We start from the raw sequence: 16,107 nt of genomic DNA, 5'->3' as shown, positions 1-16,107 counted from the left end.
GCCATTGGGAGGAACTATGAGCTTCACTGGCACTTGGAGTTATCGCAGCCTGATCAACAATCCCGATTTATCGGTTGATTTCAATGCACTGGAATTTGGCCAGGGAACGCTGGTGCTGACCGAGTTGGCTCGGCGCAAGGTCGGCGGAACCATTGGTGGGCCCGGGTGGTCGCTGGAATTGACCGGTACGGTGCGTCCGGGAGACCCTGTCGAGCTGCAATTCACTGGAAAGGGCGATGTGGCCGGCGAGACCTGGATCTACAGCTATCGCGGCTACATCGTGCCGAACTGGCCGAATGGCGTCGATCAAAGGGACGCCATTGTCGGTAGCATCGTCCGCGACGTCCCGCATTCGCATGGGGTCGCCGCAGCCGGCTACGTTGCCTCCTGGTATGCCGTGCGACAGTGATGCTCCAGCATTTGCCGCAGCTCGAAGACATTCGGATCAACATTCACCGGCCAGGGTCTGGGTCGACGGACCGATGCCTCACATTTGAACCGCGTGCTCTGGCGGTTCAGCGGGATGTGCTGCCCGAACTTGTCGAACACGATCGTCGCCAGCAACTGAGGGCCGATGAAGCCGCGCGGGCGTCGCATGGAACGGTGCGGGAGCCTGACTGATCGCCTCGCAATCGCGGCAGGTAAATTTCTCGCGCACCGTCTCGATCACCTTGAATCGGCGCGGGATATCCTCCAGCGTTTCCGTCACGTCCTCGCCCAGCTTCGACAGCCGCGAGCCGCCACAGCAGGCACATGCCGTCGGCGCTTCGATGACGATGCGTGCGCGCTCGACGTCTTTGGGCCACGCCTTGCGCACTGGACGCTTGCGGGCGAAGGCGCGCACGGACTGCGTTCTGGCCGCGGCCTCTTGGACGCTCAGTTCGTCCTCGGCGGCCTACGCCACGAGCTCTTCGAGCTGCAAATTCCAACTGATCGATCAGCCGCTGCGTGCGCTCGCGGCGCGGCCCGTGCTTCTCGCGCTCCAGCTTGCCGATCAGCAACTGCAAATGCACGTTGAGCGCCTCAATGTTCGACAGCCGCGCCTTCGCGTTGGCCGCTTCCGCCTCAGCTTGCAGCCGCGCAGCAGGTTCGGCCAGCAGCGCCGGATGAGCGCTGGCAAGGTCCGATGGCAGGGTAAGCGGCGGCAATGTCATAACGACATTGAATCAGATTTCTCAACAATCTCAATGTAAAAATTCAGTCAAACCCGGCTGGGGCGCCAGGTTTCCTGCCGTGCGCGCCAGTCAATTCCCTCCAGCGACAACGGATGTTGATGCCCCTCCTGGTGAGGCTGAATGATTCTCAGATCGAGTTGATGAATGGTACGGTTGCGAAGGTCGCGAACCGCGTTGACGACCGCCGGGGAATTTTGGAACAAATATGCTCCGGTTGATTGCTGGTCGATGAGCAGGCGCTTCCGCCTGATTTGAACGTAAATCCAATTGACGGGAATATCGAGCCTGGCGGCAAGTTGTACGGCGCTGAGCAAACTAGGTTCGTGTGTCCATCTGTTGCGCTGTGCCTTTACCTAGATGCCCGCTGCAAGGCGGAGGCGTTGCACAGTGATTGGCAAAACCTTCTCCTCACAATTGGGCGAATGGTGTCCTTTGCGCGTCAGTATTTCAGGCTTCGACATATCCCTGTGTCGCAGACACGGGTATCAGCAAGGTCGATCCACCACGATGTTCAACCTCATACGACGGCGCGAAGTTGCCGCCTCTACGTCCCACCTCACGGATCACATTAAAGGAGCGTCCAAATAACGGATGGCTCGGATCCAGCACCTCGATCTTGTCCGGTGATGATTCGTCAGACTCACAAGCAGGGATATTTCTGTAGACCTTCGAGCAGATAACCGAGCTGCGCCGGTGTGATCACCACCGTGCCGTCAGCGGCTGACGGCCAGATGAAGCGGCCGCGCTCCAGCTTCTTCGTGAACAGACAAGCGCCCTGGCCGTCACGCTAGATAAACCTTCCTCGCTCCAATTTTTTCGTGAACAGGCAGGCCCCCTGGCCATCGTGCCAAACGACCTTGATCAGATCGCCGCGTTTGCCCCAAGGCGGCGCATCCTCGGATGCTTACTTTTGTCCGGAAAGCTTGCCGTTTTGGCCGCATTGAACTCATCAAATAAGGATTTGCGCCGCGCGGACGAGCACGCGGCGCTTTTATTCGGCAGGGAAAGCAGCTTCGTCTAAGCCTTTGGCCATATTCGATGAATTCTTGCTCCACAATCTCTGACGGGCCAGCGCCGGCAGGGCAGAGGAGATTAATCCTTCAAGAGGCTTTTGTTCTCAGTCGTCGGCACGTACTGGAAAGTGTCTTGTCCTTGCTCAATGGCCGGACCGGAGCCGCCTTCGTAAGCGAGGTTCCAGCTCGTGACTATCTCAGTGTTGTTGCCGTTGACCTGTGCGTAGCCGGTCCATCCGGTTGCGGAATTGCAGTTCTCCGTCGAATTGTTCCAGCCGACCGAAAATGCGATGAACGTCCCGTTTACCCTTCCTGTTAGCGGATAGGGCGAGTTCTGGCATCCGGTGCCCTGGGCTCTGTTTACATATTGGCCGGAGACGTTTCCGAACGAGTCGACTTGAATGATCATCGTCGAGCCGGACTGGTTCTGCCAACTGCTGGAAGCCGATGCGATGCTTGAAAAATCCTTGAAGTTGCTTGCATCGAAAGCAAGAGCTGAGGTTGCTACAGCAAACACAAGTGCTGCAACTGCATTAGTACGGATCATGGTTTTTCCTCCTGATGTGCGCCGACCGTCGGCGATCGTACCGAAGGTTGCATATAAACTCGTAATAATCAATCAATCCGAGTAGCAATTTCCCGGGTTGAGAAAACCGAAAGACGGGCCGCGCGTTGCGTGGCGCGGCCCGAGAACGAGCATCAGGAGTGAAGACTTACACGATGCAAATTACGAACGGGATAGCGCAACGCTAATATCTTGACCATCATTGGAACGGACAAACTGCATGGCCGCAACCCCGAGAGCTACCTCACGGACGTCCTAACCCAGATCAAAGATTAACCGGTAGATAGGCTTGAAGACCTGTTGCCGTGGAATATGCTTCCGACGGTCTCCACTGCGCAAAAGGCCGCCTGATGGCTCGTTCGATGCATATCTGCACGATCGAAGACGTGGCCACCATGACCGGCGAGAACCTCGAACTGCTCAGAGAGATCGTATCCATCCGAGCAGGGCCGCGGGATTTTGGGCGCCGCGCGTAGTAACTTCGGTTCATGGAGATCGGATCGAACTGCACGGAGATCGGGTGAGAATCGGCGCCGACGGTACGCCATCACATGACCGCGACAGACCCGATCATCCGCCAACACTTGCCGATCGTGCATGAGGCGATGCATCACGTCACCCATATGACCGTGCGCAACCGCGGCACCTTCGGCGGCAGCGTCGCGCATGCGGATCCAGCGACCGAGATGCCGATGATGACACGGTTCCTCGGTGGGACGGTCATCGCCTCCTCTCAGCGCGGCAGACGCGAAATACCTGCAGCCGATTTTTTTGTCGGATCGCTGGTCAACTCGTTGGAACCGGACGAGTTTGTAATTCGCGTCGAGCTCGACGCGATGAGACCGGATGCCGGATGGGGATTTGAGGAGTTTGCAAAACGCCACGGGGACTTCGCACTCGCTTGCTTTGCGACGACGCTGCATTGTGTAGATGGCAGGGCGTCTGACGTTCGCGTTGGCATGATGGGCGTTGGTGAAACCCCGCTGCGGCTTGAAGAGATCGAGGGCATCATCGAGGGGACGGATGTTTCCGAGCCGGTTCTCGATACGGTGGCGGATCGCCTGGCTGGAATCCTCACGCCCAACACGGATATCCATGCCTCTGCAGATTACCGCAGGCATCTCTCAGGCGTCCTTGCCAAACGGGCCCTTCGCGCCGCCTGGAGCCGCGCGAACCACGAAAGGCTTCAAGCAAGATGAGTGAGAAGACGATCACCGTCAGCGTCAACGAAGCGTATATGACGCGCACGATCGAAGCACGAACGCTGCTGAGCCACTTCCTGCGCCAGGATCCTTTGCCTGACCGGAACCCATGTCGGGTGCGAACATGGCGTTTGCGGTGCCTGCACCGTCATTCTCGATGGAAGGAGCGCACGCTCCTGTCTGATGCTTGCAGTGCAGGCAGACGGGAGCGAAATCGAAACCATGGCCAGGGAAGCGTCGATACTCGGACGAATCCAAGAAGCGTTCCGCCAGCATCATGGCCTGCAATGCGAATTTGTAGGCCCAGTTTCATCGTTGGCGATCATCGACCTTCTTCGCCACCATCCGCTGGAAACCGATGATAAGATCAGGGAAGCGCTCTCAGGAAACATCTGTCGTTGTACGGGCTATGAAAACATCGTCAACGCCGTCCGCGAACTGGCTAGCAAGAGAGGACCTTTAAGATGAAGATGCATTTTCTCGAGGCCGGCCGGCTTCGTATGCGCCGGTCCATTTACGTCCCTGGGGCGCTGAAGGAAGAAGCGATTGAATTGCCGGTTCACGCCACCCTGATGCGCCATCCCCAAGGCAACGCGCTGTTCGATAGCGGATGCAATCCAGAGGCCGCCATCGATCCAGGCGCGCGATGGGGTGGGTTAAGCAAGGTTATGACCCCGATCTTTTCGCCAGAGCGGACGGTCGTTCATCAGTTGAAGACTCTTGCTCTCGATCCCGAGGACATAGATGTTGTGATCTGTTCACATCTGCATCCCGATCATTGCGGCTGCAACGCGTACTTTCGGCGCGCAACGATCCTCTGCCACGAAGCGGAGGCGCAGGCCGCCACGGCAAGCGGTGCAGAAAATCAAGGCTATCTTCGAGGAGAATGGGACCAGCCCCAGGGTTTCCAGACCTTCAATGCCGAGCATGACGTCTTTGGCGACGGGCGCATCGTCTTGCTGCCCATGCCGGGTCATACCCCCGGAATGACCGTCGCCCGTGTCGAGCTGGAAAAAGATGGTTCATTTATACTCGCTTCAGATGCTGCCCCGCTCCAGGCGAGCGTCGACACCGGTATCGCTCCGAGAAATACTTGGAACATCGAACTCGCCGCAGAGGCACTCGCTCGCCTGAAAGCTCTTCGGGAGCGGGGAGCTTCTATCATTTTCGGCCACGACGACGCGCAATGGCAAGAGTTGCGAAAGGGTGTGGAGTTCTACGAATGAGCCAGCAGGACCATTCCGTCGAGCTGCGGCCCAAACTTGTCGGCAAGCGGGACAAGCGCACCGAAGATCCACGTCTGCTGACGGGTGTTGGTCAGTATGTCGATACATGGCGCCGCGGTATGTTGCATATCGCATTGCGACGCTCCGACCAGCCACATGCCCGAATCCTGAACATCGATGTCGGCGATGCGTTCTCGGTGCCCGGCGTCGTCGCGATCTATGACGCGAGCGACCTGGAAGGAGAGATCAAACCTGCCATACCGACCTCGCGTATGCCTGGTTATTACGCCACCCCCATATGGCCACTTGCACGCGGGAAAAGGTGGCCGTTCTACTGGATCGTGTCCCAGTACGTGGCGTAGGTGACGGTAGGGAGTAAAGCCGAGCGCCCGCGCGTTTCATTGCGCTGTAGCGGGTGATCGGCTTTGCGGGCGGCCATCCTCATCAGCGGCTGGAGATAGATCAGATAACCGCCCACGGTGACAAGGATGCCGATCTGGAGTAGCGGCTCGGAGATGCTGGTCCCAACGAAACTGCCCACCGGTTCCGCTTCCGCAAAGATGATCGACAGCTCAACCCCCTCGAGCGTGGATTCCGATGGCGGCGTCTCGGCCCGATGCAGAACGCGCGCCCCGAGCCAAAGCGTGCTTTTTTCGCCCACCCAGCTTCTTTAGAGGTTGGAGGTGAATTTTATCGCGCCCTTCAACACTGCGACCGCGAGATAGAGGGAGACGAGAAAGAGAAGAGACCGGTATGACGCTTGCTCGGTCGCCTCATTGACGATCCGGCGCTGGAGTTCGAGAGGCGCCGCGCCGATAACGAAAAGAGCCAGGGACAGCCCTGCGACCAACGCCTGATGACGCCTTCCCATCAGCCAGATGAAGCCGAATAGTTCGGAGAGCATCGAATCCGTCGCGCCTCCGGTCTTTTGCGGGACGCGGCCGGACAATTAAATCCTGGAGGGCCAGATGTTCATCGCGCACTCACGGGTCAGAGAGAGCGCTCGACGCGCCCGGTTCGGGAGTCGTGGGATGGCCTCACCAGTAGGACGCTCACGACCGTCCCCACCATGAGGATCAGGATGACGAGGAGAAGCCTCGACACGACGGCGTCTGCGATGACCCTGACAAACATGACGGAAACTCCAGGGACGATTTCATAGTTTGAGAGAGCTCACCATGCGGTAGCCAGGGTGATGTTGTTTACCACGCCGCCGACGCCGCGGATGCTTTCCGCCGCCACCCTGGCCGCCGAGCATTCCAGCTCCGTCTCGACCTCTCCCCTCAGGGTGACTGCCCCGTTGGAGACGGTCGCATTGACGATGGGGAACCTTATTTCGAACTCGGTTTCCAGGCGGCCACGAACGGCCGTCCCTAGGGCCTCGTCGCCGGAAGCAGTACACTGCCGTCGAACATCGAGAAGCGCTCGCATCAAGTCGTGACGGCTGATTATGCCGGCGAGTCTGCCGTTCGGTGTTTGATGTCGTGGGCCTGCAGGAGTTCTGCGAGCTGGCTCGCGGTTGCGCTCGGGGCGGCGCTGACGACGGGCGTCGACATCACGTCCTTGACGCGCCAGCTTCGGGCCTTCACATAGTCCGCCAGTGCATCTTCGCGGTCGCGCGTATGCGGTACCGCCCGTCTCGCCCAGGATGACGCCACCCGGCGCAGCAGGTCTCCCCGGTGACGATGCCGGTGAGCCGCCCTTCGCCATCGATGACGGGCACCGCGCCGATCTTGCTGGCGTTGACGATCTCGACGGCTTCCCTGACGTTGTGTCCCTCGTCGAGCGTCGTCACGGGGTCGTCATGATGTCTCTAGCAAGCATCGCGCTGTCTCCTTTTCGATCGGACAATTACGGAGCCAACTTGTTGAGCGCATTGACGTGGATCAAGGCAGACACGAAGCCGCGGGAGGCATTCTTCACGCGTCGTCGTCTCTGAAGCCTTCCGACGAAGTGCGGCGTCAGGCTCGCCCGCATTGCAACTTATTGAGGATCGAGGCGTTACGGTTCGGTCTCGTCCTCGCGCGGCGTACCAAATTCTTCCCGCGCCGTCGCAAGGAGTCTTATGCAGCAACCCGTCAAGCTGGTATCCGTCGGCACCGCCGTTCCGCCACATGTCATCGACCAGCGTGACGCGGCGCGAGCCTCGCACACCGCGTTCTCATCGCGATTTGACGATTTCGAAAAGCTGGCAAGGGTGTTCGAAACCTCGGGAATTCGGCGCCGCTATGCCGTCCGGCCGATCGAGTGGTATCTCGAGACGTCGGGATGGCCCGAACGAAACCTCGCTCATATCGAGGGCGCGGGTGCAATGTTCGTCGCCGCCGCCAGCAAAGCTCTCGTGTCGGCGGGCATTGCAGCAGGCGATGTCGACACGATCGTAACCGTCTCCTCGACTGGTATTGCGACACCTAGTCTGGAAGCGAGGGTAAGCCGAGAACTGGGCTTCCGGGACGATGTCGAACGGGTTCCCGTGTTTGGCCTCGGCTGTGCCGGCGGAGTCTCTGGGCTTTCAATCGGGTCACGGCTGGCGGCATCCCGGCCAGGCTCAGTCGTGCTGGTGGTCGCCGTCGAGACCTGCACGTTGGCATTTCGCATGGACAAGCTTACGAAGGCGAACATCGTGGCGACCGCCCTCTTCGGCGACGGGGCCGCCGCCTGCGTGGTGCGTGCTAGTGAGACCGGTCTGGCCGAGGTCGAACTTGCAGGCCAGCATACGTGGCCCGACACGCTAGACATCATGGGATGGAGCGTCGATCCGGAGGGTCTGGGCGTGATCTTCGATCGTGCGATACCACCGTTCGCCGAAACTCATGTGCTGAAGGGCGTAACGTCCATACTCGCCCGATCAGATCTTGCTCCTGCCGACGTTGACCGGTTTGCGTGCCACCCCGGTGGATCAAAGGTTATCACCGCCTTGGAATCGGCGCTTAAACTAAGCCAGGGAACCCTCGACCAGGAACGTGAGGTTCTCTCGGACTATGGGAACATGTCCTCGCCAACCGCGCTGTTCGTACTCGAGAAGCTTCTTGCGCAAGGACTACCCAGGAGAACTGTCCTGACGGCGATGGGACCGGGCTTCACCCTTAGCTGCCTCTCGTTGACGGCTGCAGCATGACCCGGCGATCATTCTCCAGGACGTATTAAGATCGCATCGTTTGCAGAACGAACAGGACTCGAAACAGATAGCTGACGCTGCAAAGGCTGCGATTGCCGTGGGACACCCCAAGTCGAAGGCGAGGTTGCCACCTCGCACTCGAATCCTTTCTCCTGCGTGCCGGCGTAGCTGCGGCAGTATGGCTGGTGGTAGTCGCTACCCAATCCGGTCCTCTGTCGCACTAGGAGGAGCGTGCCCAGCGCCAATTCTGGATTTCCGGCAAGTCTTCTCCACGCTCCCGTACGAACGCCCGGTGCTCGTCGAGCTTTGCATGCAAGGCTGCCGTCACATCTGGCACCTTTTCGGCGAGGCCGGGCACGCGCGCGATCGGTCGCGATGTCTATCTGCGTGTATCTGAACCATGCGATCCAGCCATGGCACTGAATGTGCATCGGCAAACAAAAGCGGATTTACAACCAACGTTGTCAGATACGTCTCCCCCAAGCGGCATTGATGTCTCGGGGCCAGTGTCTCTCGATTACGCCTGTCATCGATCGCCGACCTCGGCAGGCCACAAGGAGTGGGAAACTTTGATCTCCTACGCACTTTGCTCATCGCTTCCCATTCCTAGCTGCATTGAAGCGTGGGCCAGAGTGACTTCAAATAGGCGCTTCAGCGGAGTCCACCGACCGAGGCACTGGATGTTCGCAACCAACTGCCGCTTTTCCGGAAGATGATGAGTTAAGGTGGCAGGAAACGGAATAAGACTGGTTGACGAGAAGCCCGGGAAAAACAACAGAAACTGGTTCGAAAGTTCTTGTTCGTTCATCAGCGCTTTTTGTTGGATTGTGAGAGCACGGATCCTGCCAACTGCTTGGTAGCAGTGCTGTATTTCGTGCTCGATAGAACCTGCGAAGCCTTGTCCTCCATCGCAGCTCCTGTCTGCTTTGAGGTGCCCGCCTGCAAGGGCTCTGTTGCAAGATCGACTCCGACTATGTCCTGATGTACCCGGCGATCCGCCCCGGCAGCTACGTCCTCATTTCCGTGACCGACACCGGCACCGGAATGACGTCCGATGTGATGGAGAGGGCTTTCGACCGTTCTTCACCGCGAAACCGACGGGCTCGGGAACGGGGCTTGGGCTGAGCATGGTCTACGGTTTCGCAAAGCAATCCGCAGGGCACCTGCAGCTCTACAGCGAACTTGGCGAAGGGACGACGGTGCGCCTCTTTCTTCCACGCGCCGACGCCGGAAAGGATTCTCATCCGAACGAGCAGCGGGCTGAGGAAGCCCCGCCTCGGGGCACGGAAACTATCCTGGTGGTCGAGGACGACGCGAGAGTTCGCCGAGTGACGGTCAGCCGCCTGCAGACGCTTGCCTACTTCGTGATCGAAGCTACGAACGGGATCGACGCGTTGAAGGAGCTGGAGGCGGGGCATGACGTAGCGCTCCTGTTCAGTGATGTGGCCATGCCGGGAATGAACGACGACGAACTGGCCCGGAATGTCCGGGAGCGCTGGCCGAGGGTGAAAATTCTCCTGACGTCGGGCTTTTCTGAACCCCATGCCGCGGACAAGGAGATCGAAGCGGGCGCCGGCTGGCTGAAGAAGCCGTACACTGCATCGGAGATGTCGACCCGTCTCAGGCTGCTGCTCGCCGCGAGGCCTAATAGCGATTCTGCTCGACAGCAGGATTTCAATTTAGAAAAATCAAACCCGAACCTCAATCGCGCTGCCGTTGCGGGGACTCATATCTTTCTTCGCGGAAGATCCCAGCCTACGTCGCCACCCAAGGTCGCTCTCCAAGAACATCAATGGTCGCCTTGTGCTCGCGACGGAGGCTCTGCAACGGGTGGTGCGGAATTTCGTTCCGAAGACGAGATCTGCGCGCAAGTCGATCAAGGAAATTGGGCTCTATGCGAAGGGCGCTCAGCGGCGCCCTTGCTGCTGAGTGTGGGCAGAGCAGTAATGTCTAGCCAATCCCGATATTCGATCACCCGACCGTCAGTCGGTCGTCGAGAGTGCTGATCCCTGGAGCGGACCATGCAGCGCGCTCCGCCGCCTGCCGTTCCGACCAGGTCTTCACCTTGCCGGAGAGGATTACCTTTCTGCCTTGGACGTCGATTCTGATTGCATCGGCCTCAAGAGCGGCGTCGCGCTGGAAAGCATCCTCGATGCGTTTCTTGACATCCACCGCCGTAATATGCGGCTTCAGCTCCACTAGGTTGGACACCCCTACTACGCCGGCGAGATCCCGCACGGCGTCGTAGGCCGCGTTCTTTTGATATTGCCACTCGACCTCTCCCCGCAAGGTGATCCACCCTTTGAGGACCCGCACCTGCACCGAATCCTTTGGCACGGAAACGTTCCAGTCGAGCATTTTGACAGCGCGCCGGGCGATGTAGTCGTCGTCTGTTTCCTTCGGCCCGAAAATCCGGACCTCGATATCGGCAGCTATTCCGCGCACGCCCTTGACGCGACTAACCACGCGCTCTGCGGCTTCTTTCTCCGCGTAGGTGCGCACGTGACCAGTCAGTGTGACGATCCCGCTATCGACCGCGACGCCGATATCAGCCGCGTCGATGCTGGGCTCGAATTCCATTTCGTCGAGAATGTTCTGTCTGAGTTGAATGTCGTTCATGACAACCTCCTTCAGGTTTGCGACGTGCCGATCGTGACAGCGCCGCAGATTTTCGTCGTTGATCTTCATCAAGCACGAGAGCGACCTTGGAATTTCAGCGGACAGAACACGGTCTGCGGGCTGCTACTGGGTCTGCACGTCAGCGGCCACGAAGAGGCGGTGGCCGTTCCTCACGACGGTGATGAGAGCACGGGCATGCTCCTTCACGAGTATTGAGAGGAGTTGCCCGACGTCCGTCACCGGCTGCTGGTCGAGAGCGACGATAACGTCGTCCGGCTGCAGGCCGGCCTGTGCCGCGACCGAACCCTCGGCGACGACGACGACGCGGGCGCCGGGACCATCGGGAGAGTTCGCCATCTCGGCGTCGGCGAGAGGGCCGCGGGCGATATGAATGGTACGCGGAGCAGCCGGTTCGGCAACCGGTGCGTCGGACACCACGGGAAATGCTTCTATCCTTCGGCTCGCGCGGTCGATCTGGAAGGACGCTTGGACTGCAACGGTAGCGATCCCACAAGCCTTCGAACGTCGGACGCGCCGCGCACCGTCCTTCCGTCGACCATCCGAATGACGTCGCCCGGCTGAATTCCTGCATTTGCCGCCGGTGAACCCGGAAGGACTTCGCTGACCAGCGCGCCCGCCCCTTCATCGACGCCGAACGCCTTTGCGAGACCGGGCGTCAGGTCCTGCGTTAAAATTCCCACCTCGCCGCGTACCAACTTGCCGGTCAGGATGAGCTGCCGCATCACGATGCCGACAGTCTCGGCTGGGACCGCAAAACCGATGCCGATGCTTCCTCCGGCGGGGCCGATGATCGCGCTATTGATCCCGACCACGACGCCGTCCTCGCTTACAAGCGCGCCGCCCGAATTGCCGGGATTGGTCGACGCGTCCGTCTGAATGAATCCTTCGTACCCCTCCGATCCCACGGCACGGCGCCCAAGCGCGCTTACGATGCCCATCGTCGCGGTCTGGCCCAGGCCGAAGGGATTCCCGATCGCCACGACGACGTCGCCGACGTGAAGCGAGGACGCGCTTCCAAACTCGGCTTGAACAAGATGATCAGGTGGAATTTGAACGACAGCGACATCCGTCTCGGGATCGGCGCCGACAAGTTTCGCTTGGAAGCGTCGGCCGTCGGAGAGCGCCACCTCGATTTTTGAGGCGCTTGCTATGACATGCTGGTTGGTGACGATGTAGCCGTGGACCTCGTCGATGACGACACCCGATCCGGCCGATTGGAAGCTGTGCTCTGCCGGCGCAGCGTCGTCAGGTAGTCCGAAGAACTTTCTGTAGAAGGGATCAGCAAGCGTTGCATCCGCGTCGTCGAGTTCCCTGCCCTGCACCGAGATGCTGACGACGCTCGGCACGACACGCTGGAGCATCGGCGCGAGCGACAGGCTGTCTGCAACGGCTGGAGCCGACAATAGGCTCTCACCTGCGATGAAGAGCGCCGCCAAGGCGAGCAACGAACGCGACATCTCTGATCTCCTTGCGGAAGCGCCGCCGGTTGTCGGCGGACGTCTTGACGAAAAAGCTTTTGTGTAGCGCAAGCAAAGCGCATTGATCCTTGTCAAGGGGAACATCGGCTACGGAACGATCACGGCGGCTCCAGAGACACGGCCTGCGCGCAGATCGTCGAGAGCCTCGTTCGCATGCTCGAGGGGGTAGACGCTGGTGAAGCATCTGACCCCTGCCGCCTTCCCGATCGAGAAGAATTCCGCCCCGTCGCTCCGCGTCAGGTTCGCCACCGAGACGACCCGCCGCTCGCCCCAGAGCAGACGATAGGGCATGCTCGGAATGTCTGACATGTGGATGCCGCCGCAGACCACCGTTCCGCCCTTCCGCACCACGTCGAGCGCCATTGGCACGAGCTCGCCGGCCGGCGCGAAGATGATGGCGGCGTCGAGCGGCACCGGCGGCCTTTCACCGGAAAACCCGGCCCAGACGGCGCCAAGATCAAGCGTGAACTTCCGTCCGGCCTCGTCACCGGGACGCACAAACGCATAGACGCTCTGGCCTCGATGCTTGCACACCTGCACGAGGATGTGGGCGGCCGCGCCGAACCCATAGATGCCGATCGTCCTCCCCTCGCCCGCCATCTTCAGGGATCGCCACCCGATGAGGCCCGCGCAGAGAAGAGGCGCGGTCGCCACCGGGTCCGCATCTTCAGGCAGTTCGAACGCGTAGCCCGCCTCGGCCGCCGCATGGGCCGCAAAGCCGCCGTCCATTGTGTACCCGTGAAGCCAGGATCGTTGCACAGGTTCTCGCGACCCTCTCGGCAATATGCGCAGTGCCCGCAGGTGTGGCCCAGCCAAGATACCCCGACTTTTTGACCGCCAAGGCGACGAGGAAGGCCCTCGCCCGTTGCGATCACGGTTCCGACAATCTCATGCCCTGGAACGAGAGGAAGCTTTGGCTGGGAGAGGTCTCCTTCGCAGACGTGAAGGTCCGTCCGGCAGACGCCGCAGGCCACAGTCGTATCGCCACCTTCCCCACCTTGGCTTGATCCCGGTCAAACATCCGGATTGATGCTCGTCAAAGACAAACGCCCGGGGACAGATAGGCTCCTGGACACAGCGCCACGACCTCATCCAAAGGAGACGGACATGCGCGAACAAGAAAAGACCGGCAAGACAGAAACGAACGCTGCCACGACCATTCCTCCCGTCGAGCGAACGTCCGCAGACCTTGTTCTCGGACGTCGGGACGAGGATCGCTGGGAAGTGACGGCGGCGACGCCGCGAGGCCAGGCATGGGCGAGAGATCACTTCTGCTGCGCCCTGCGGCAATCCTTCACGGGCACCATGTGTCTCGACATCATGAGCGCCGATCGGCTTCTCAAGGAAGCGCATGACGACGGACTGACGACCGAGTTCGTTAGCCTGTCTGGCAAGGACATATACTGACATGTTCGCCACGGCGCCATCGGCCGAGGATCCCGGCAACGCATGCTCCACCTCGTCGAAACGGCCCACGCGCAGATCGCGCCCAACGGAAGCCTCCACGTCGTTCACGCGGTGGAGGGCCTGCCCTCGTCGGCCTCGCCGAACGATTGGGCGGTTGAGGTGATGGGAGCCTCCGAGACCAGACTTTCGGAAGCCCCGCGGTCGACCGAGACTCCTGCTTCTATACACGTCCGAGCGGGCAACCCGTCGCAGCTCATCGTCGCCATCGCAAAGGAGATGCCGCCGATCTCGCCGTGATCGCCTCTCGCCGCGACGACGTGCTCGACCGCGTCTTCGCCTCGGTCGTGGACCACGTCGTGCAGCGCGCACCATGCTCCGTGCTCGTCTTGCGAACCATCCGATGAGCCGCGGGCTTCACACGACCGTCTTCGCTTCAGCCTCGTTGGCCTGACCGGCGGCGACGTCGCGACACATTTCGGCGGCGTGCGACAACGTTCGTGACCCGGCCTCACACAGTCGCGCCACCTCTCTAGGATACTCCTCCAGCTCGCCCTCGACATAGTCCGAAAGAACCTCGACCGCATCACCGTGGTCGATACTGCGGGCAAGTCGAGTCAGAAATTCAAAGCATCCAAGCCCTCGCCGGGCGGCGGACGCCGTCAAATCCGCAGTGACCGCGGCCGACCGGCAAAGATCTCGTCTTGAATCAGAGCGCCCGCGCGAAACGCGGGTGCGAGGTGAAATTAGATGTGGCGCTTGGATATAGGCCGCGTAGATATGGCATGTGGTGCTCCGATTGTGGGATGCGGGTTCGGCTCGACGGTCATTCCGTTCTGACTGCACTGCGTCCCGACACGGCCGTGACGGCAATGCCGTAGAAGACATGAGGAGAGCCATCGGGCATGGGGAACTCCTGGGGCTTTATAGAGCCGATTTCCCACCAGTCCGAATACTTTTGGAGAAGACCACGCGTGGAGCCGTTCGCTTTGTCGCGCCTCGCTGTCAGGAAATTCCTCGAACATGCCTTCGACGACGATGCTCGTCCACCCGCCGGCGCTCGAACGCTGCTCGATGTGTAGGCAGACCTTGTCGTTCCCCGCATCCAGTCGAGCTTCTTGCCGGGCATGGTGAAGCTATAGGCGACGCCGTTGGAAAAGGCGAAATAGATCGCCGCCACGTAGAGCTGCCCATCCTTGCAGCATGCCAGATGACCGAAACGCTCGTTCTCCAGGATGCGGTAGCACTCACCGGGGTTGATCTCCGTCAGATTGATCGTCATGGCCGTGTCCTCCAGCTTCGATGAAGGCGCGATTATAGGAGCTTCATTGCGCCGCGGCCTTGACCAAGCGCAATGCGAACTCTCTCAGCGGCATGCATCATGACGGAAGTTTAACCTCAGGAGGCAAGCATGAAGCCGCAGTTCCATCTCCCGTTGTCGACCTATCCCGACGCGAGTTCCTTCGCCATAATCGACAATGCTATCGGCCTCGCTAGGCAGAATGACGCCCATCTCGTCGCCAGTATCCCACAAGTCCGGATCCCCCAGGTCCATCCGCCCTTTCCCACCGTTATCGATGTCGAGACATGGCGGGGACAAGCAGAACGGTATAGCCGGGACAGCGGGACTTCGCTGCGGGGACACATCGCCGACGCTATTTCGGAAACTGGCTTCGAGGTGCGAATCCACGGATTCGAGGTCAGGGAACCGTTCGTCTATGAACGCTTTTCTGAAATTGCCAAGTGCTACGACCTTTCCATCGTCGAAGCCTCGGAGCTCTCCCGGCAACTCTCCGAAACGCTGCTATTCGGAAGCGGCCGTCCGCTCGTGCTATTTCCAGCCACCAGCGTCTACTCTCGTGTGGACACGATCGCCGTCGCCTGGGACGGCAGCGCCACCGCAGCGCGCGCCCTTTCCAGCGCACGGGTCTTCATCGAACGCGCGATCAAGGTGCAGGTCATCTCGATCACCGACGACAAGGAGATCGACGAGGCGAACCGCGCCCTCCTGATCTCTTCGTTGAAGCATTCGGGACTCGACGTGGATGACGTATCGATCCAGGCAGGCGGCGAGACCGCGACAGGCGCCATCCAATCGGCCGCGCTGGAACGAAAGGCGGACCTTCTGGTCGCGGGCGGATTTGGCCATTCGCGGCTTCGTGAGTTCATCCTCGGCGGCGTCACTCGAGAACTTCTCGTCAAGGCCGAGCTACTAGTGCTTCTCGCCCATTAGAGGGCGCGAAGGGCGTTTAGAATGACCGCGACGTCGATGGCCTCCTGAAGCAA

General features: G+C 60.2%; 23 protein-coding genes and 5 pseudogenes. 12 read left to right on the top strand and 16 right to left on the bottom strand.

The window, feature by feature from the left end; translation table 11 throughout:
- Positions 1 to 16: 16 nt before the first annotated feature.
- Complete coding sequence (locus CO655_RS27255; RefSeq protein WP_004674379.1) at positions 17 to 409, top strand: hypothetical protein; 393 nt, start codon at positions 17 to 19, stop codon at positions 407 to 409.
- Positions 410 to 486: 77 nt separating this feature from the next.
- Here CO655_RS27255 and CO655_RS27250 read toward each other — a convergent pair.
- The 4 genes and pseudogenes from CO655_RS27250 to CO655_RS27230 all read right to left on the bottom strand — a co-directional run.
- Positions 487 to 1,154: pseudogene (locus tag CO655_RS27250) on the bottom strand (IS66 family transposase zinc-finger binding domain-containing protein); the annotation flags it as partial.
- A 47-nt stretch (positions 1,155 to 1,201) separates the two neighbouring features.
- Positions 1,202 to 1,489, bottom strand: a complete 288-nt coding sequence (locus CO655_RS27245) for a hypothetical protein (RefSeq protein WP_010031604.1) — start codon at positions 1,487 to 1,489, stop codon at positions 1,202 to 1,204.
- Between the two features lie 326 nt (positions 1,490 to 1,815).
- Positions 1,816 to 2,043: pseudogene (gene tnpB, locus CO655_RS34705) on the bottom strand (IS66 family insertion sequence element accessory protein TnpB); the annotation flags it as partial.
- A gap of 224 nt (positions 2,044 to 2,267) precedes the next feature.
- On the bottom strand, positions 2,268 to 2,735 hold the full coding sequence (locus tag CO655_RS27230; RefSeq protein WP_004674376.1) for an avidin/streptavidin family protein: 468 nt from the start codon (positions 2,733 to 2,735) through the stop codon (positions 2,268 to 2,270).
- 183 nt (positions 2,736 to 2,918) lie between these two features.
- Between CO655_RS27230 and CO655_RS34470 the strand changes: the two are divergent.
- The 5 genes and pseudogenes from CO655_RS34470 to CO655_RS27205 form a co-directional block, all read left to right on the top strand.
- Positions 2,919 to 3,026: pseudogene (locus CO655_RS34470) on the top strand (transposase domain-containing protein); the annotation flags it as partial.
- A gap of 278 nt (positions 3,027 to 3,304) precedes the next feature.
- Positions 3,305 to 3,952, top strand: a complete 648-nt coding sequence (locus CO655_RS27220) for an FAD binding domain-containing protein (protein WP_004674374.1) — start codon at positions 3,305 to 3,307, stop codon at positions 3,950 to 3,952.
- 186 nt (positions 3,953 to 4,138) lie between these two features.
- Positions 4,139 to 4,423, top strand: coding sequence for a 2Fe-2S iron-sulfur cluster-binding protein (locus CO655_RS34785; RefSeq protein WP_004674373.1), 285 nt, complete (start codon positions 4,139 to 4,141; stop codon positions 4,421 to 4,423).
- Entirely contained in the window at positions 4,420 to 5,181 is a 762-nt protein-coding gene (locus tag CO655_RS27210) for an N-acyl homoserine lactonase family protein (protein ID WP_004674371.1), read from the top strand. Before CO655_RS34785 ends, CO655_RS27210 begins: the two co-directional genes overlap by 4 nt.
- Positions 5,178 to 5,543 carry an aldehyde dehydrogenase large subunit gene (locus tag CO655_RS27205; RefSeq protein ID WP_004674370.1) on the top strand — a complete coding sequence of 122 codons (366 nt, stop codon included), beginning with the start codon at positions 5,178 to 5,180 and terminating at the stop codon, positions 5,541 to 5,543. Before CO655_RS27210 ends, CO655_RS27205 begins: the two co-directional genes overlap by 4 nt.
- Here CO655_RS27205 and CO655_RS27200 read toward each other — a convergent pair.
- The 5 genes from CO655_RS27200 to CO655_RS27185 form a co-directional block, all read right to left on the bottom strand.
- Positions 5,513 to 5,842 carry a hypothetical protein gene (locus tag CO655_RS27200; protein ID WP_009992643.1) on the bottom strand — a complete coding sequence of 110 codons (330 nt, stop codon included), beginning with the start codon at positions 5,840 to 5,842 and terminating at the stop codon, positions 5,513 to 5,515. The genes CO655_RS27205 and CO655_RS27200 overlap by 31 nt on opposite strands.
- Before the next feature lie 9 nt (positions 5,843 to 5,851).
- Positions 5,852 to 6,085: a hypothetical protein gene (locus CO655_RS27195; protein ID WP_004674368.1), complete on the bottom strand. Its 234-nt coding sequence runs from the start codon at positions 6,083 to 6,085 to the stop codon at positions 5,852 to 5,854.
- A gap of 86 nt (positions 6,086 to 6,171) precedes the next feature.
- Complete coding sequence (locus tag CO655_RS34010; RefSeq protein ID WP_164519058.1) at positions 6,172 to 6,315, bottom strand: hypothetical protein; 144 nt, start codon at positions 6,313 to 6,315, stop codon at positions 6,172 to 6,174.
- 39 nt (positions 6,316 to 6,354) lie between these two features.
- Positions 6,355 to 6,612 (bottom strand): BON domain-containing protein, encoded by a 258-nt coding sequence (locus CO655_RS27190; protein WP_004674366.1) that lies wholly within the window; start codon positions 6,610 to 6,612, stop codon positions 6,355 to 6,357.
- A gap of 154 nt (positions 6,613 to 6,766) precedes the next feature.
- Positions 6,767 to 6,976 carry a CBS domain-containing protein gene (locus CO655_RS27185; RefSeq protein ID WP_008534154.1) on the bottom strand — a complete coding sequence of 70 codons (210 nt, stop codon included), beginning with the start codon at positions 6,974 to 6,976 and terminating at the stop codon, positions 6,767 to 6,769.
- A 270-nt stretch (positions 6,977 to 7,246) separates the two neighbouring features.
- Between CO655_RS27185 and CO655_RS27180 the strand changes: the two genes are divergently transcribed.
- Positions 7,247 to 8,299 carry a type III polyketide synthase gene (locus CO655_RS27180; RefSeq protein ID WP_004674362.1) on the top strand — a complete coding sequence of 351 codons (1,053 nt, stop codon included), beginning with the start codon at positions 7,247 to 7,249 and terminating at the stop codon, positions 8,297 to 8,299.
- Between the two features lie 220 nt (positions 8,300 to 8,519).
- On the opposite strand, the gene CO655_RS34005 is transcribed toward CO655_RS27180, so the two are convergent.
- Both CO655_RS34005 and CO655_RS27175 read right to left on the bottom strand, forming a co-directional pair.
- Positions 8,520 to 8,657: a hypothetical protein gene (locus CO655_RS34005; protein ID WP_257784652.1), complete on the bottom strand. Its 138-nt coding sequence runs from the start codon at positions 8,655 to 8,657 to the stop codon at positions 8,520 to 8,522.
- Positions 8,658 to 8,876: 219 nt separating this feature from the next.
- A complete protein-coding gene (locus CO655_RS27175; RefSeq protein WP_097667427.1) occupies positions 8,877 to 9,107 on the bottom strand; it encodes a hypothetical protein in 231 nt (76 codons plus the stop codon).
- 319 nt (positions 9,108 to 9,426) lie between these two features.
- On the opposite strand from CO655_RS27175, the gene CO655_RS27170 reads away from it, so the two are divergent.
- Positions 9,427 to 10,305 carry a response regulator gene (locus CO655_RS27170; protein WP_004674359.1) on the top strand — a complete coding sequence of 293 codons (879 nt, stop codon included), beginning with the start codon at positions 9,427 to 9,429 and terminating at the stop codon, positions 10,303 to 10,305.
- On the opposite strand, the gene CO655_RS27165 is transcribed toward CO655_RS27170, so the two are convergent.
- From CO655_RS27165 to CO655_RS27150, 4 genes and pseudogenes are all read right to left on the bottom strand, one after another.
- A complete protein-coding gene (locus CO655_RS27165) occupies positions 10,271 to 10,918 on the bottom strand; it encodes a BON domain-containing protein (RefSeq protein WP_004674356.1) in 648 nt (215 codons plus the stop codon). The two genes, CO655_RS27170 and CO655_RS27165, sit on opposite strands and share 35 nt — an antisense overlap.
- 123 nt (positions 10,919 to 11,041) lie before the next feature.
- Positions 11,042 to 11,356 carry a PDZ domain-containing protein gene (locus CO655_RS34460; RefSeq protein ID WP_009988482.1) on the bottom strand — a complete coding sequence of 105 codons (315 nt, stop codon included), beginning with the start codon at positions 11,354 to 11,356 and terminating at the stop codon, positions 11,042 to 11,044.
- A gap of 11 nt (positions 11,357 to 11,367) precedes the next feature.
- Positions 11,368 to 12,396: a trypsin-like peptidase domain-containing protein gene (locus CO655_RS27155; RefSeq protein ID WP_245423924.1), complete on the bottom strand. Its 1,029-nt coding sequence runs from the start codon at positions 12,394 to 12,396 to the stop codon at positions 11,368 to 11,370.
- Positions 12,397 to 12,504: 108 nt separating this feature from the next.
- Positions 12,505 to 13,388, bottom strand: a pseudogene (locus CO655_RS27150) (zinc-binding alcohol dehydrogenase family protein); the annotation flags it as partial.
- A gap of 136 nt (positions 13,389 to 13,524) precedes the next feature.
- On the opposite strand from CO655_RS27150, the gene CO655_RS27145 reads away from it, so the two are divergent.
- From CO655_RS27145 to CO655_RS34455, 3 genes are read left to right on the top strand one after another with little or no spacing between them, the layout of a single operon-like run.
- Positions 13,525 to 13,824: a hypothetical protein gene (locus CO655_RS27145; RefSeq protein WP_029875516.1), complete on the top strand. Its 300-nt coding sequence runs from the start codon at positions 13,525 to 13,527 to the stop codon at positions 13,822 to 13,824.
- Between the two features lie 42 nt (positions 13,825 to 13,866).
- Positions 13,867 to 14,121, top strand: a complete 255-nt coding sequence (locus CO655_RS27140) for a hypothetical protein (RefSeq protein WP_245345084.1) — start codon at positions 13,867 to 13,869, stop codon at positions 14,119 to 14,121.
- Entirely contained in the window at positions 14,118 to 14,228 is a 111-nt protein-coding gene (locus tag CO655_RS34455) for a universal stress protein (RefSeq protein ID WP_237350499.1), read from the top strand. The genes CO655_RS27140 and CO655_RS34455 overlap by 4 nt, the downstream gene beginning before the upstream one ends.
- 419 nt (positions 14,229 to 14,647) lie before the next feature.
- On the opposite strand, the pseudogene CO655_RS27125 reads toward CO655_RS34455, so the two are convergent.
- A pseudogene (locus CO655_RS27125) lies at positions 14,648 to 15,103 on the bottom strand (pyridoxamine 5'-phosphate oxidase family protein).
- A 129-nt stretch (positions 15,104 to 15,232) separates the two neighbouring features.
- Between CO655_RS27125 and CO655_RS27120 the strand changes: the two are divergent.
- On the top strand, positions 15,233 to 16,054 hold the full coding sequence (locus tag CO655_RS27120) for a universal stress protein (RefSeq protein WP_008534144.1): 822 nt from the start codon (positions 15,233 to 15,235) through the stop codon (positions 16,052 to 16,054).
- The last annotated feature ends 53 nt before the right edge of the window (positions 16,055 to 16,107 follow it).

The organism is Rhizobium sp. M1 (assembly GCF_002531805.1).
In the GTDB taxonomy this organism is placed as follows: domain Bacteria; phylum Pseudomonadota; class Alphaproteobacteria; order Rhizobiales; family Rhizobiaceae; genus Rhizobium; species Rhizobium etli_C.
This window is presented reverse-complemented; position numbering and strand designations above follow the sequence as displayed.

Bases quoted from the DNA above. Each gene is read 5' to 3' on its own strand.
- CO655_RS27120 (WP_008534144.1), top strand. From the start codon at position 15,233: ATGAAGCCGCAGTTCCATCTCCCGTTGTCGACCTATCCCGACGCGAGT.
- CO655_RS27175 (WP_097667427.1), bottom strand. From the start codon at position 9,107: ATGAACGAACAAGAACTTTCGAACCAGTTTCTGTTGTTTTTCCCGGGC.
- CO655_RS27140 (WP_245345084.1), top strand. From the start codon at position 13,867: ATGCTCCACCTCGTCGAAACGGCCCACGCGCAGATCGCGCCCAACGGA.
- CO655_RS27155 (WP_245423924.1), bottom strand. From the start codon at position 12,396: ATGTCGCGTTCGTTGCTCGCCTTGGCGGCGCTCTTCATCGCAGGTGAG.
- CO655_RS27165 (WP_004674356.1), bottom strand. From the start codon at position 10,918: ATGAACGACATTCAACTCAGACAGAACATTCTCGACGAAATGGAATTC.
- CO655_RS27255 (WP_004674379.1), top strand. From the start codon at position 17: ATGAGCTTCACTGGCACTTGGAGTTATCGCAGCCTGATCAACAATCCC.
- CO655_RS27170 (WP_004674359.1), top strand. From the start codon at position 9,427: ATGGTCTACGGTTTCGCAAAGCAATCCGCAGGGCACCTGCAGCTCTAC.
- CO655_RS34785 (WP_004674373.1), top strand. From the start codon at position 4,139: ATGCTTGCAGTGCAGGCAGACGGGAGCGAAATCGAAACCATGGCCAGG.
- CO655_RS27205 (WP_004674370.1), top strand. From the start codon at position 5,178: ATGAGCCAGCAGGACCATTCCGTCGAGCTGCGGCCCAAACTTGTCGGC.
- CO655_RS27180 (WP_004674362.1), top strand. From the start codon at position 7,247: ATGCAGCAACCCGTCAAGCTGGTATCCGTCGGCACCGCCGTTCCGCCA.
- CO655_RS27210 (WP_004674371.1), top strand. From the start codon at position 4,420: ATGAAGATGCATTTTCTCGAGGCCGGCCGGCTTCGTATGCGCCGGTCC.
- CO655_RS27195 (WP_004674368.1), bottom strand. From the start codon at position 6,085: ATGCTCTCCGAACTATTCGGCTTCATCTGGCTGATGGGAAGGCGTCAT.
- CO655_RS27190 (WP_004674366.1), bottom strand. From the start codon at position 6,612: ATGCGAGCGCTTCTCGATGTTCGACGGCAGTGTACTGCTTCCGGCGAC.
- CO655_RS27230 (WP_004674376.1), bottom strand. From the start codon at position 2,735: ATGATCCGTACTAATGCAGTTGCAGCACTTGTGTTTGCTGTAGCAACC.
- CO655_RS27145 (WP_029875516.1), top strand. From the start codon at position 13,525: ATGCGCGAACAAGAAAAGACCGGCAAGACAGAAACGAACGCTGCCACG.
- CO655_RS27220 (WP_004674374.1), top strand. From the start codon at position 3,305: ATGACCGCGACAGACCCGATCATCCGCCAACACTTGCCGATCGTGCAT.
- CO655_RS34010 (WP_164519058.1), bottom strand. From the start codon at position 6,315: ATGTTTGTCAGGGTCATCGCAGACGCCGTCGTGTCGAGGCTTCTCCTC.